11 protein-coding genes are annotated in these 13,690 nt (G+C 63.6%); 1 reads left to right on the forward strand and 10 read right to left on the reverse strand.

Going from position 1 to position 13,690, the window contains the following annotated elements; translation table 11 throughout:
- Nucleotides 1–115 precede the first annotated feature (115 nt).
- A complete protein-coding gene (locus CSQ87_RS08855) occupies nucleotides 116–2,215 on the forward strand; it encodes a CocE/NonD family hydrolase (RefSeq protein WP_100513517.1) in 2,100 nt (699 codons plus the stop codon).
- A gap of 1,140 nt (nucleotides 2,216–3,355) precedes the next feature.
- Here the strand turns inward: CSQ87_RS08855 and CSQ87_RS08860 are convergent.
- The 10 genes from CSQ87_RS08860 to CSQ87_RS08905 all read right to left on the reverse strand — a co-directional run bounded on the left by CSQ87_RS08860 (nucleotide 3,356) and on the right by CSQ87_RS08905 (nucleotide 13,373).
- Nucleotides 3,356–4,513, reverse strand: a complete 1,158-nt coding sequence (locus tag CSQ87_RS08860; RefSeq protein ID WP_100513518.1) for a proline racemase family protein — start codon at nucleotides 4,511–4,513, stop codon at nucleotides 3,356–3,358.
- A gap of 143 nt (nucleotides 4,514–4,656) precedes the next feature.
- Nucleotides 4,657–5,286: a TetR/AcrR family transcriptional regulator gene (locus tag CSQ87_RS08865; protein ID WP_100513519.1), complete on the reverse strand. Its 630-nt coding sequence runs from the start codon at nucleotides 5,284–5,286 to the stop codon at nucleotides 4,657–4,659.
- Nucleotides 5,287–5,366: 80 nt separating this feature from the next.
- Nucleotides 5,367–6,104 carry a D-proline reductase (dithiol) protein PrdB gene (prdB, locus tag CSQ87_RS08870; protein WP_100513520.1) on the reverse strand — a complete coding sequence of 246 codons (738 nt, stop codon included), beginning with the start codon at nucleotides 6,102–6,104 and terminating at the stop codon, nucleotides 5,367–5,369.
- A gap of 64 nt (nucleotides 6,105–6,168) precedes the next feature.
- Complete coding sequence (locus tag CSQ87_RS08875; RefSeq protein ID WP_100513521.1) at nucleotides 6,169–6,357, reverse strand: CBO2463/CBO2479 domain-containing protein; 189 nt, start codon at nucleotides 6,355–6,357, stop codon at nucleotides 6,169–6,171.
- 53 nt (nucleotides 6,358–6,410) lie between these two features.
- Complete coding sequence (gene prdA / locus CSQ87_RS08880; protein WP_100513522.1) at nucleotides 6,411–8,213, reverse strand: D-proline reductase (dithiol) proprotein PrdA; 1,803 nt, start codon at nucleotides 8,211–8,213, stop codon at nucleotides 6,411–6,413.
- 262 nt (nucleotides 8,214–8,475) lie between these two features.
- A complete protein-coding gene (locus CSQ87_RS08885; protein ID WP_100513523.1) occupies nucleotides 8,476–9,681 on the reverse strand; it encodes a proline reductase-associated electron transfer protein PrdC in 1,206 nt (401 codons plus the stop codon).
- A gap of 350 nt (nucleotides 9,682–10,031) precedes the next feature.
- Nucleotides 10,032–10,841: an amino acid ABC transporter ATP-binding protein gene (locus CSQ87_RS08890; protein ID WP_100513524.1), complete on the reverse strand. Its 810-nt coding sequence runs from the start codon at nucleotides 10,839–10,841 to the stop codon at nucleotides 10,032–10,034.
- 218 nt (nucleotides 10,842–11,059) lie between these two features.
- Entirely contained in the window at nucleotides 11,060–11,956 is an 897-nt protein-coding gene (locus CSQ87_RS08895) for a substrate-binding periplasmic protein (protein ID WP_100513525.1), read from the reverse strand.
- Nucleotides 11,957–12,061: 105 nt separating this feature from the next.
- Nucleotides 12,062–12,727, reverse strand: coding sequence for an amino acid ABC transporter permease (locus tag CSQ87_RS08900; RefSeq protein ID WP_100513526.1), 666 nt, complete (start codon nucleotides 12,725–12,727; stop codon nucleotides 12,062–12,064).
- 1 nt (nucleotide 12,728) lies between these two features.
- A complete protein-coding gene (locus tag CSQ87_RS08905; protein ID WP_100513527.1) occupies nucleotides 12,729–13,373 on the reverse strand; it encodes an amino acid ABC transporter permease in 645 nt (214 codons plus the stop codon).
- Between the last annotated feature and the right edge of the window lie 317 nt (nucleotides 13,374–13,690).

Below are 13,690 nucleotides of genomic sequence, written 5' to 3' on the forward strand. Positions count from 1 at the left end.
ACCACACCGGACCGACCGATTACACCGGACCGACCGGTCATCACAAACCGATCAGTCAGACGATCATCAATCAACCAACCATCAAGCAACAATCACCAAGCAAAGGAGCAACATCATGAGTGACGAAACCACGGCCCCGGCCAAGCGGGTGCTGGCCAAGGAGGACTTCCCCTACGACTGGGAGGTGACCGAGAACATCTGGGTGCCGATGAAGGACGGTACGAAGCTGTCCGCCCGTCTGTGGATGCCGAAGACCGACAAGCCGGTGCCGGCGATCATGGAGTACATCCCCTACCGCAAGCGCGACGGCATGCGCGGCCGCGACGAGCCGATGCACGGCTACTTCGCCGGTCACGGATACGCGGTGGTGCGCGTGGACATGCGCGGCGCCGGCGAGTCGGACGGTCTGCTCAGGGACGAATACCTGCAGCAGGAGCAGGACGACGCGGTGGAGTCGATCGACTGGATCAGCCGCCAGCCGTGGTGCGACGGCAACGTGGGCATGATGGGCAAGTCGTGGGGCGGCTTCAATTCGCTGCAGGTGGCGGCGCTGCGCCCGCCGGCACTGCGCGCGATCATCTGCGTGGGCTTCACCGATGACCGGTTCAATCAGGACATCCACTACAAGGGCGGGTGTCTGCTCAACGACAACTTCTGGTGGGGCAACATCATGCTCGCCTATCAGAGCCGCGCGGTCGACAGCGACATCAAGCCGGACACCTGGAAGGAGGAGACGCTCCGCCGCCTCAACGAAATGCCGCTGTGGCCGCAGCTGTGGATGGAGCATCCCACGCGCGACGACTACTGGAAGCACGGGTCGGTGTGCGAGGACTATTCGGCGATCACCGTGCCGGTGTTCGCGATCGACGGCTGGGCCGACGCCTACACCAACACGGTGCTCACGCTGATGGAGGGGCTGAGCGTGCCGCGCAAGGCGTGGATCGGCCCGTGGGCGCATGTGTTCGCGCATGACGGCTACCCCGGTCCGGCCGTGAACTTCCTCGGCGAGGCCGTGAAATGGTGGGACAAGTGGCTGCGCGGCATCGACAACGACACGTTGGACGGTCCGATGGCCCGCGTGTGGCTGGAGGATTCCATGCCGCCGGAGACCGTGCACCCGGTGAGCCGCGGTCGCTGGGTGGGCGTGGACTCATGGCCGTCCGCCGACGTGAGCGGCAGGGAGCTGGGTCTGACGTACGGCCGGCTGCTGGGCATCGCGAATGCGGCAGATACCACGGCGGACGAGGCGGGTACCGCGGACGGTGACGAGAAGGCCCCGGAGATCGTTCAGCTATGCACGCTGCCGAATCACGGTCTGACCGCCAACGAGTGGATGGGCGCTGGCGTGCCCGGCGAGAGCCCGGCCGATCAGCGCATGGACGACGGCATGGCCATGACGTTCGATTCCGCGGTGCTCGACGACGATCTGGAGATCCTGGGCTACCCGCGCTTTGACGTGAAGCTGTCAAGCGACAAGCCGGTGAGCATGCTGTTCGCGCAGATCTCCGACGTGGCGCCCGACGGTGCGGTGACGCGCGTCTCCTACGGCGTGATGAACCTCACGCATCTGCAGGGGCAGGACATCATCGTCGAGCTCACGCCGGGCGAGCAGGTGGATGCCTTCGTCGGCCTGGACGTGTGCGCGCACCGGTTCCCGAAGGGCCATCGGATCCGCCTTTCGCTGGCGAATTCGTTCTGGCCGATGTTCTGGCCGTCGCCGGAACTGGCCACGCTGTCGCTTGACCTTGCCACCGCTAGGCTCACGCTGCCCGTGTTCAGCGGCAAGGACTGCGACGGACCGGATCCGGACGCCCAGTGCGCGCCGCTGACCCCCACCACCGAGCTCTCCCCCGGTCATGTGGATCGTACGATCACCTATGATCTGGTCCATGATTCGTGGACGTCGATCACCGACGGCGTGGGCGGCGTGTTCGGCGAGGGCGTGTACCGCTTCGACGAGATCGGCACCGTGGTGGAGCACAATCTCAAGCGCGAGCTGACCCTGTCGAACAAGGACCCGCTGTCGGCGAAGTACACAATCACCCAGAAGATGAAGAACGGTCGCGACGGCTGGCTCACCGACGCCGACATCGTCGTCACCCAGACCTCGGACCGCGACTTCTTCTATCTCAAGGGCTTCATGACCGTGAAGATCAACGGCGAGGACTCCTTCCGCCGCGACTGGGACGAAAAGATCCCCCGCCGCGGCCTGTAGCTTCGTTTCCTCGGCTTCCCCCTCTGGGGGAAGCTGTCAGCGTAGCTGACTGATGAGGGCATGGGACGAAGCACCCATGAACTACGCCCGTCACCTCATCCGTCCGGCATGCGCCGGCCACCTTCCCTCAAGGGGAAGGCCTACCTCCGCCCTCGCTCCCGGCATCACGCCGCAGGGGCGAAGGCATTCGCGTTGATCCGGTGAATTTCGCCGGCCGATCGGCCATCCTGATCACCATTACCTAGCCGAAACCGGCCGAGCCGATCATGAAACGGGATTACTTGGCCAAACCGTTCACGAAGAACCTTCCTTGGCCCACCCGTTCATAAAGAGCCCGAAAAACGGCCGCTCGTGAACGGATTGGCCAAGGAAGGGTGCAGGGGTCAATCAGAATCGGAACGCCCCAGACGGACATATTATCTGGGGTACGTGGAAGAACGTCAGGGTCGGCGTTATCAAAAGACAGGGGTTGGCCAGCACCGTATTTCCTGCGGAAATACAGCCAGCATATCTCTGGAGAAAACATAGGAACAAGCATTGAGGAAAGGAGCATAACCAATGTTTGACGTGGACGAGGTGCGTGCGACCATGGCACGCTATCCGCACATTCACCCGGAGAACAGGGAACGGCTTGACCGCCATTTGAGATACAGAAAGTCTGAGATTCCGACATACGGAAGAGATCACTGATCTCCGATGGATTACGGTGCATTTCACGCGAAATGCGGTCCTCTCCATCATGGTCGAGATCGCTGGTCCGTAGAAACCGCATGATTGCAACGATCTCGGAATCACGGAAAACGGATTTCGATGGATCGGACTGCACATCGGGCGTTTTTGCGTTCCGATCCATCGGATATCGACGAAATCCGATGGATTCGACCGCGGAATCAGGGTTTTCGCATTCCGATCCATCGGGAGAGGAAGGCAATTGAGAGGAAGGCGACTCGACCACCCTCAGTCCGCCCGGGGCGGACAGCTCCCGCCGGCGGGAGCATGTGAGTGCTTACATCAAAAATCCGGGTTCCAGTCACCTCATCCGACCTGCATACGCCGGCCACCTTCCCCTCCAAGGGGAAGGCAGGACGAGAGTCCGCATCGGCCGGTCACACCGGGAAACCGACCACACCGCGAACCCACTCACACCAGGAAGCCGTGGGGGTAGATGTCGGTGGCGTCGAGGCGGAAGGTGCTAACTCCGGTGATGAAGGCCTTGCCGGTGATCTGCGGGACAACGGCGTCGTAGCCGGCGACCGAGGTGCGCGAGGCCGGGCAGCCGAGGAACTTCGATCCGGTGATCGACTCGAACACGCGGGTCTCTCCGATCTCCATCTCGCCGTGCGCCACCAGCGTGGCGAGCTTGGCGCTGGTGCCGGTGCCGCAAGGGGAACGGTCCACCTGCCGTCCGCCGAACACCACGCCGTTGCGGTAATGGCCGGTCTTCTTGTCGAACTGACCGAATTCCACCAGATCCACACCGCGGATGTCGACCAGCGGATGCCGCACGTCGATCTGCTCGCGCGCGGCCCTGAGGATCGCCATGCCCACGTCGGCGATCTCCTGCGAGTGCGCGGCGTCGATGTCGTGGCCGAGGCCGAGCGAATCGAAGTCGACCAGTGTGAAGAAGCTGCCGCCGAACGAGATCGTGGCGGTGACGTCATGCACCGGCACGCCCGGCTCGTCCACGTGGATGGTGACCGGGTCGATCGCCACGAACGCCGGCACGTTGGTCAGCGTGGCGTTCTCGACCTGATGGTCGCGCACATGCACGGTGACGGTGATCAGGCCGGCCGGGGTGTCGAGATGCACGTCGATGTCGTCGTTCTCGATCTCGGCGAAGGAATCGTATTTGCCGGTGACGAGGCCGGATTCCACGGCGAATGTGGAGACGCCGATCGACCCGTGGCCGCACATGTTGAGGTAGCCGCCCGAATCGGTGAACACCGCGCCCAGATCGGCGTCGGGACGGGTGGGCTTGAACAGGATCGCGCCGAACATGTCGCGGTGGCCGCGGGGCTCGAGCATGAGGATCTTGCGCACGTCGTCGTATTCGTTGATGAGCTTGTCGCGCACGGCGATGGCGCTGGGCTCGGTGTCGAGCGCGGTCAGGCCGTTCACCAGAATGCGGGTGGGTTCGCCCTGGGTGTGGGATTCGACGGTGGTCAGCGTCGGACTGTTGCTGAACATCGCGTCGTCGAGCACGCCGCGGGCGGCGGCGAGCGCCTTGGTGTGGAAATCGATCGCCGCATCGGAGGCGACGGCCGGGATATCGGTAGTCGGGATATCGGTAAGTGTCATGATGACTCCCCTATGGTGCTTGGCATATGCCATGCCTTGCTCGGCATATGCCGTTTGGCGCACATCCGGCGAGGGGAGCCGATCGACGGTCCGGCAGATCCGAACCGTTCGGAAGTTCCGGAGTCCCGGAATCGATCCGGGATCTATATGCGTCGTACGAAGCGGGCGAGCACTTCGGCGACGATTCTGGTGGGTTCGCCCACCAGCGGCTGGGCACCCTGATGCAGGCACCAGTCGTAGAGCATCGATCGCTCCGCCATCGCGTAGAGGCGGACGATGTCGTGCGTGGAGTAGTCCCGCGTGATTTCGCCGCGTTCCTGACCGCGGGCGACGAGCTTGCGGTGGATGGCGAAATAGAAGCGGTCCTGATTGACCAGCGACCGGTCTCCACGCTCGTTGAGCTGCGACGCCAGCTGGGCGCTGAGCAGCTCGACCGGCACATGCTGTTCGATCCAGCCGAACATCTGCACGTTGAGGTATTCGATCTGTTCGACCGCCGAGCCTTCGGGGTCGAGGTCGGAGTCCATCTCGCGGTACTTCTCGTCGAACACGTCGCTCAGCGTGCTCAGCAGCGCGGACTTGCCCTGGAAGTGGTGGTAGAACGTGCCTTTGGCGATGCCGGCTTTGGCGATGATGTCATCGATCGTGGTCTTCTCGAAGCCCTTCTCCTTGAAGAGCTCCCAAGAGGCATCGATGATGCTGCCTCGCGCGTCTCGTGCCATCGACGAGCCCTGCCTTTCGAAACTGATTGCGGAAAGAAGTGCAGACTCCATGATAAACCGCTCCTTCCTGTCACGCCGTTTCGCAGGCTGGAATCGCCGATGGCCGTTGGGCGCTCGGGCCGCGGAGGCGGTCAGACGTTGTGGCGGTACTCGTAGGGCAGGGCCTTCATCTGGCCGAAGTGGTCGAACTCCTCCATGGCGTTGAGGGTGTCCTTGAGGATGCCCATCTGCATCTGCGGGTTGTTCGGCTCGCCGGCGTTGGAGCCGATCGGCACGAGCGGCGCGGTGATGCGCGGGGCACCCTGCTGTCGGGCGATCGGAGGCAGCGCGGCGATGATGCAGGTGCTCATGCCTTCGGCCTCGCAGCAGCGCAGCACCAGCGTGCAGGAGCGGTGGCAGGTGCCGCAGCCGCCGGTGGCGAGCACGATGTCGGCGCCTTCGGCCTTGAGCTTCTTGGCGATCTCCGGACCGGTGACGTGCTCGAACTTGTCGACGTTGCCGCCGCCGCCCATGAAGCCGAAGAACGTGGGCACCAGGGAGCCGATGAAGCCCTCCTTGACCAGTTCGCGCAGGCGGTCGATCGGGAGCATGGCGTTGACGTCCTTGTTGATGTCGGAGTTGTCGAAGCCGCCGTGGGTGACCATGAGCTCGTCGGACGGGGTGTCGGACGGGATCTCGCGGTAGCTCCAGTCGCCAGCCGTGTTGAACGGGGTCTGGTCCTTCTTGTGGATGCCGCCGGAGGTGATGAAGGCGACCTTGCATTCGCTCAGCGGCTTGGTGAGCGGGGTCCACACCGGCTTGGGGGTGATGGGCACGTAGATTTCGGACTTCAGGCCCTTGGCCGTGGTCAGCTTGAACTTGGTTGGCATGATGGCTCCTTTGATGTACTGATGATGTGCTGTATGCCTTGAACGAGATATGACGTGAACGCGATCAGAGGACGTTGACGTAGCTGAGGTAGAACTCGCACTCCTGACCGACCGCAAGCGGCTTGTCGGTGTAGATCAGCCGCAGCGGCAGCGAGAGCACGCCCATGCGCCCGTTGACTCCGATGCGCACGCCCACTTCGGTGACTTCCTTGATGACGCCCTTGAGTTTGAGGGGCCTGAGTTCTACCTGCATCCTACGTCTCCTTAGTCTTGTTCACGACGGTGCCCCAGAGCGGGGCGAACGGCTCAGACGAGCTTCTTGTTGGCCTCGATCACCGACTCGTCCCACTTGTGCTCGGCGGGCTCGATCGGGATGCCGGCCATCTTGGTCTTGAGCATGAGGATCGCGCGGGCGGCGTCCTCGGGGGTGGTGGTGTTGTCGGCGAGGATCTCGTTCTCGAAGCCCTCCGGGTCCTTGTTGAGCTCGATCATCGCGTCCATGTACTTGTTGCCGACGACCAGCTGGCCCTGGTAGGCGGCGAAGGTGACGCCGACGACCGGCACGCCACGGGAACCGATGGCGGCGATGTTCTCGGAGAAGTCGATGTGGTTGTTGCCGAAGCCCTCGGTGGTGACGATCGCGCCGTCGACCTCCATGGCCTCGATCAGCGCGCCGAGTCGCTCGGAGACGAAGGTCTTCTCGTCGTTGACCTGCGGGGATCCGATGAACACCACGCCGGTCAGGTCCAGCTCCTCGTCGGTCTGCAGGGCCTCGACCATCGGCTCGCGGAAGAAGTGGCGGGTGATCTCCTTGGTGGCCGGTCCGATGCAGGCGAGGGCGTGGATGCCGCCGTCGAGCACCTCGTTGGGGCTGAGGACCACCGGCACGTTGCCGAGGTCGACGTTCTTCTGGCCGCCCTTGACGCCGCAGGGCTCGCTGGGCACGAGCAGGTTGTCGTGCATGGCGCCTTGGCCCATGATCTCCTTGACCAGCACCACGCGCGGCTTGCCGGAGCGGCGCACGTCCTTGAAGGTCTCCTCCTTGACGGGCTTGACGCCGGAGAGGTCCTTGATCGCCTCGCGGCAGGCGTGGACGATCACGTCGACGGCGCTGTGGGCAGCGAACGGTCCGCGGCGCTCCATGCCGGTGCCCTTCTCGATCTTCACGTCCACGCGGATCATGATGTCGTTCTCGTCGGGGCAGCCGGGGCGGCCGTAGCGGATCTTCTCGTCCATGTAGCCTTCGCAGGAGCCGAACTCGTGGACCTGCACGCCGGCCTCGTCCATGCCGGTGAGCACGAAGACCGCGCCGGAGAGCACGTTGGTCACGCCCTCGCCGAGCTTGCCCTCGGCCTTGGCGGCCACGGGGATGACGTCCATGATGGTGTTGGAGTAGACGTGGCGGTCGGACGGGTCGATGACCTCCATGGTCACGTCCTTGACCAGCGGGTCGGCCTTCTTCGCGGCCTCGACCAGCGACTTGTCGATGGTGAGCACGCCGTCGGCGTATGACGTGGCGTCGCCGAGCACGACCTTGGTGACCGGGTAGTCCTTCTTGACCAGGGTGCGCAACACGCGGTCAGCCGGCGTCTCGTCCTCGGGCTCGGCCGGGGCCGGAGCGGGGGCGACGGGAGCGGCGGGCGGCACCGGGGCGCCGGAGACGGCACCGACCGGGAAGCTCAGATCGAGGCCTTCGGCCTTGTCGAGGTGCAGGTGCACGTAACCGTCGGACGTGGTGACCGCGGGAGCCGGTGCGGGAGCCGCGGAACAGCAGCAGGAAGACTCGTCGGCGGGCTCTGCGGAGTCGGACGGCTCCGGTTCAGCCGGTTCGGACTCAGCCGGTTCGGGCTCATCGGCGGCGATGCCGTCGAGCAGTTCGGGGGTGAGCTGGGTGAGGGCCTCGCCGTCGTTGATCAGCGTGGCGCCGAGGGCCTGCTTGATGGTCAGGCCGCCCTCCTTGAGGGTCATGAGGTTGGAGTCGACCAGATCGGGGAAGATGGTCGGATCCTCGAAGTCGGCGGCGCTCAGCACGGTTCCGGCGGGACGACGGCAGCACAGCACGGCCGGGTCGTTGAGGTGCGCCTCCAGCGTTTCCTGAGATAGCGACATTTCGTTTCCTTTCCCTTGGTTGTTGTGATTGATACGTATGACAGATGTGTGGGCTTCCCCTTGAGGGGAAGCTGTCGGCGGATGCCGACTGATGAGGTGGACGAACGAAGCCCCGCCGGTCACCTCATCCGACCGGCGAAGCCGGCCACCTTCCCCTCAAGGGGAAGGCAGGACTTTCGACCCGTGGCGGCTTCCCCTTGAGGGGAAGCTGGCAGCCGTAGGCTGACTGATGAGGTGACCGATGAGGTGACCGACGAAGCACTCAGGCGGCCTTCACGGTTTTGCGGAAGGCCCGGATGATCGGCTCGTCGCCGGCCCGCATGAACGCGTCGGTAGCGTGGTGCACGCGCATGCCCAGTTTGGGGGCCACCTGCATCACGGTGTTCGAGCAGTCGGTGCAGTGGGAGATCAGGACGCTTGTGGCGCCTTCCTTCTTCAGTGCGATGATGTTCTGCGCCTGACCGGGGCAGATGCCGGGATTGCGGCATTTGAGTCGCCCGTTGGGCAGACGGCAGGCGTTCTTGCACAGTCTCACATCGACGAGCGGGGCGCCCTTGGCCTCGACGATCGCGCGGAGACGCTCCTCGCTGGCGCCGCAGGCGCAGACGATGATGCCCATCGGACCGGGATCGGGGATCTCCGGACCGGCGATGATGATGCCGCCGCAGGTCTCGCCGATCTCGCTGTCAAGTGATCCGAGGCTGCCCATGTAGGGCCCGCCGATCATGATCTGCTCGTCCGGCGTGGGCGTGTGGACGTGCAGGGCGTCGAGTACGTCGCGCACCTTCAGTCCGATCGGCACGTCGTAGACCACGATGCTGACGTCGTCGGGGAATCCGCTGCCTTCGATGTGCCCGGCCACGGTGATGTCCTTGGTGGTGACGGCCAGATTCTCGACCACGGCATTGTGCACGCGCATCAGGGATTCGACGTTCATCACCACGGCGGAGGCGGCGCTGGGGATCGCGTCGGGCGGCAGCAAGGTGCCAAGCACATCGCGGACGATGGCGCGTTCGTCGCCGGCCGGGTAACGGTCCTTGAGGAAGACGATTTCGATGTCCGGGTCGATGTCATAGTCGGCCGAGCCTTCGGCGGCCGCGTCGAGCACGGCCTGCAGCCGGCGTACGGCGAGCGCGTTCTTCGGCTTGATGGCCACGATGCCGCGCTTGGCGCCCACCGCCCTCATCGAGAGGGTGAGTCCGGAAAGCACCTTGGCGGCGTCGGTTTCCATGCGGGCGTTGTTGTGCTCCAGCAGGGGCTCGCATTCGGCGCCGTTGGCGATCACCGTCTCGCAGCCCTTGCCGAAGGCGAGCTTCTTGAAGGTGGGGAAGCCGGCGCCTCCCATGCCCACCAGACCGGATTCCTTCACCTTGTCGATGATGCCGGCATCGGGGTTGCTCAGGGTTTTCACCGGAATGTCGGTGAACAGCCGGGAGGATTCGATGATGTGATGCTTTCGAGCAGTCATGCGATTCCACCTCGTTTCCTTCACGATGATCGAAGTAGGTGAACACGCCTAGGGAGCGATATTCAATGTTCTAGAACGTGTTCTATTTATAGAGTAGAAGATGACGTGTTACACGTCGGATTTTCCTGTGTTACCGCAACGTTACCGCCGAAACATATAGAACACAGTACAAGAAAACCTCCCCGCCAGGCTCAAAGCAGGGAGGCATTCACGCGGGCCGCATTCACTCACGCGGGCCGCATTCACTCACGCGGGCCGGGCGGCCCACGTGAGCAACCACCCGCAATCGCTGCAATGACAACGTTGTTCAGGTTGACGTCACGCGGGCCGGGCGGCCCATGTGAGGAAACTCAGCGGTTGACGGCGCTGAGGAACTGCCGGGTACGCTCGTTGACCGGATGCGCCATGATCTCCTTCGGATCGCCCTCGTCGATGATCGATCCGTTGGCCATGACCACCAGATGATCGCCGACGTCGCGGGCGAAGCTCATCTCATGGGTCACCACGCACATGGTCATGCCTCCTTCAGCCAGTTCGCGCATCACGTTGAGTACCTCGCCGCTCACCTCCGGGTCGAGGGCCGAGGTCGGCTCGTCGAACAGCATGACGGCCGGGTCGAGCGCCAGGGCACGGGCGATCGCCACGCGCTGCTGCTGTCCGCCGGAAAGCTGCGAGGGCTTGTGATCGGCCCGATCCTCCAGTCCCACGCGCTTGAGCAGTTCCATGGCCCGCTCCTCGGCCTCCTCCTTGCTGCGGCCGAGCACATGCATCTGCGGGAACACCACGTTCTTCAGCGCGCTCATATGCGGGAACAGGTTGAACTGCTGGAACACCATGCCGCATTTGCGTCGCAGGGCCATGAGATCGCTCTTGCCAAGGTTCTCGGTGAAGTCCACGAACTGCCCGTCGATCACCATGTTGCCGTCATCGGGCTGCTCCAGCAGGTTGATGCATCGCAGCAGCGTGGACTTGCCGGCGCCAGAGGGGCCGATGATCGAACACACCTCGCCGCGCTCCACGCGCAGCGACACCTCGTGCAGGATCTTGTTGCCGTTGTACGACTTGGCCACGGCCCCCAGTTCGATCATGTATTTGCTGTGATCGACGTCGTCCGCGCCTTTCGCGGCCACCGATTGCGATACCAATGATGCCAGTGTCATGATGTGGTTCCTCTCTGCCTGTGAACAGCTATGCGGGTATGCGGATAAGGCCATGCGGATGCGCCGAATCCGGCTATGTGGATATGCGGGTATGCGGATCGTTCCGCGCCGCACCGGCGGAGGTCCGCGACCCCGATCGGAACCGGAATGGCTCCAACGTGTCACGGACGACCGTCAGCGCAACGTCGCCAGCACAACGTCGTCGCAACGCGGCGCCGTCAGCTCATCGGCACGACGTACTGCTTGTCGCGGATCTTGGCCAGGCCTTCGTCCAGACCGTACTTCTTCAGCGTGGTCTTGACCTTGCCGTCCTTGATGATCTGCTTGATGCCCTTGGTCATGGCATCACCCAGCGAGGTGTTGCCCTTGGTGTACGGGTAGCTGACCTCCGGGGGCTCGACCAGCGAGTTGATGCGCTTGTCGGGGTTCTTGTTCGCATACTCGACGACGATGTTCTTGTCGTTCTTGAACTCGTCGACCGCGGTGCCGTACGCCTCCATGATCATGTCGACTCGGCCGGCCTCGAGGTCCTGCTTCATCTCCACGGAACTCGGATAGGTCTTGACCTTGTCGCCGAACACCTTCTGCATGTCTTCCAGCCAGCCGTAGCCGTCGCCGATGCCGATGGACTTGATGCCCTTGGCGTCGATGTCGGCGATGGTCTTGACGTCCACGCCCTTCTTGGACGCGTAGCCCACGCCTTCGAGGTAGATCGAGGCGGGGAAGTCCACGGCCTGCATACGCTTCTCGGTCACGTTGATGTCGCCGGTGGCGGTGTCGATCTGACCGGAGGAGATGGCCTGCATGGCGTTGGCGAAGGAGGCCTGCTGCCATTCGACGTCAAGGCAGTTGGCCTTGGCGATCTCCTTGATGAAGTCGATGTCCATGCCCTCGGGGTTGCCGCCGTTGTAGCTGGAGTACGGCGGCTGGTCGATCACGCCTACGGTGAGCGTGCCGGATTTGATCGTGGTGATGTTGGAGACCAACGGGGTACAGCCGTCCTTGGCCCCGCTGGTCGTCGAGCCTGCGGAGCCTCCGCAGGCGGCGAGCGCGGTGACGCTCATCAGTGCGGCACAGGCCGCGGCCATGACCTTGGTGACTCGTGAGATTCGCATGGCGATTTCCTCTCTCTTATGGTTGTTGTGGGTTTGTGGGATTTCGGGATACGTATGGAATGTGAATTGCGGGCGCGGGGGACGCGCGGGCCCGGCGGTTCCGGCTCAGTAGCTCAGGGCGAGCCGGCGTTCGAGCCAGCGGGTGATCCACGAGGCCGGCAGGGTGACCGCCGCGTAGCAGATACCGGCGAGCACGAAGACGCGCAGGTACTGGAAGGTGGTGGAGCCGTAGGTGTAGGCCTCCTTCATCAGTTCCGGCACGGCGACGGTGTAGGCCAGCGAGGTGTCCTGGAACAGCAGGATGGTCTGGCCGAGCAGCGCGGGGATGATGGATCGGAACGCCTGAGGCAGGATCACGTAGAAGAAGGTGACGCGGCCGTCGAGGCCGAGGGCGTCGCCCGCCTCGTTCTGTCCGCCGGGGACGGCCTGGATGCCGGCGCGGAAGATCTCGGAGCAGTAGCACGAGTAGTTCCACGCGAGGGCGATGATGGCCGAGGGAAAGCTGTCGAGCAGCACACCGAAGCTCGGCAGACCGAAGTAGACGAGGTAGAGGATGATCAGGGCGGGCATGCCGCGGCCGATTTCGACGATGACGAGGCCGAGTGCCGAAACGAATCGGTTGTGGCTCATCACCATCATGCAGAAGAGCAGGCCGAGCGGCAGACCGATGAGCATGGAGACTCCGGCGAGCGAGGCACTGACCTGCAGGCCGTGCAGCATGTTCGGCAGTCCTTCGGCCCAGAATTGCAGCAGCGGTTCCTTGGGTACCATGTCAGATCACCGCCTTGCGGAGGTTGGCGTCGAGCCGGCGCGACAGCATGGCCACCGGGATGCTCAGCAGGATGTAGAGCACGCCGGCGATGGCGTATGGCATGACGCCGGCCACCGAATTGAGGTTCTGCTTCGCATAGCCTTGCGCCATGAACACCATTTCGGCGACTGCGATGGTGGAGGCGATCGACGAGTTCTTCAGCAGACCGATCGCATAGGTGGCGATGGACGGGCTGACGATGTGGGCGGCCTGCGGCACGATCACGCCGAAGAACGACACCGTGCCGGGGATGCCCAGCGCGGCGGCGGCCTCGTACTGGCCTTTCGGCACGGCCTGCAGTCCGCCTCGGTAGATGTCGGCGAGATAGCCGGCGGAGATCAGTCCCAGACCGAAGATCGCGGCCTGCAGTGCGGTGATGCGGAACGTCGGCGTGGACAGGCCGAATTTCAGCAGGAACAGCCAGACGATCATCGGGATGCCGCGAAGCAGATCGACGGCAAGACGGACGATCCAGCGGATCGGCGCCACTTTGGTCTGCAGTCCGAGTGCCATCGGGACGCCGAGCACCGCGCCGATCGCAAAGGCGGCGACGGTGATCAGCAGCGTCATCGGCAATCCGGAGAGCACGACGAGCAGCGGTTCCATATGAGCCCCCTTCCTCTTGATAGCTCATGAAACCCATCAGTTCGGCCGAACGATGACTGTGGGATTGGCGTTCGGCTTTGCTGTGATGGCAATCATTAAAGAGGAGGTTTGCGGCGGTTTGTTTGCTCGAGCGTTAAACGAACGTGAACCCACGGCCCGTTCTCGGACCATTTGTAGTCCGTTCGTAACACCCGGTGAGCGCTCTCGTCATAAATCGTGTTTATAGGGGTTGCGCAAACGAAAAAGCCCCTCGGGAAGGGGGCTCAGACGGGCGAATCGTTGCGTATGAATCATTACGGGAGGTCACCACAAACCGG

Origin of the sequence: Bifidobacterium simiarum, assembly GCF_002802905.1 — a bacterium.
GTDB lineage: Bacteria > Actinomycetota > Actinomycetes > Actinomycetales > Bifidobacteriaceae > Galliscardovia > Galliscardovia simiarum.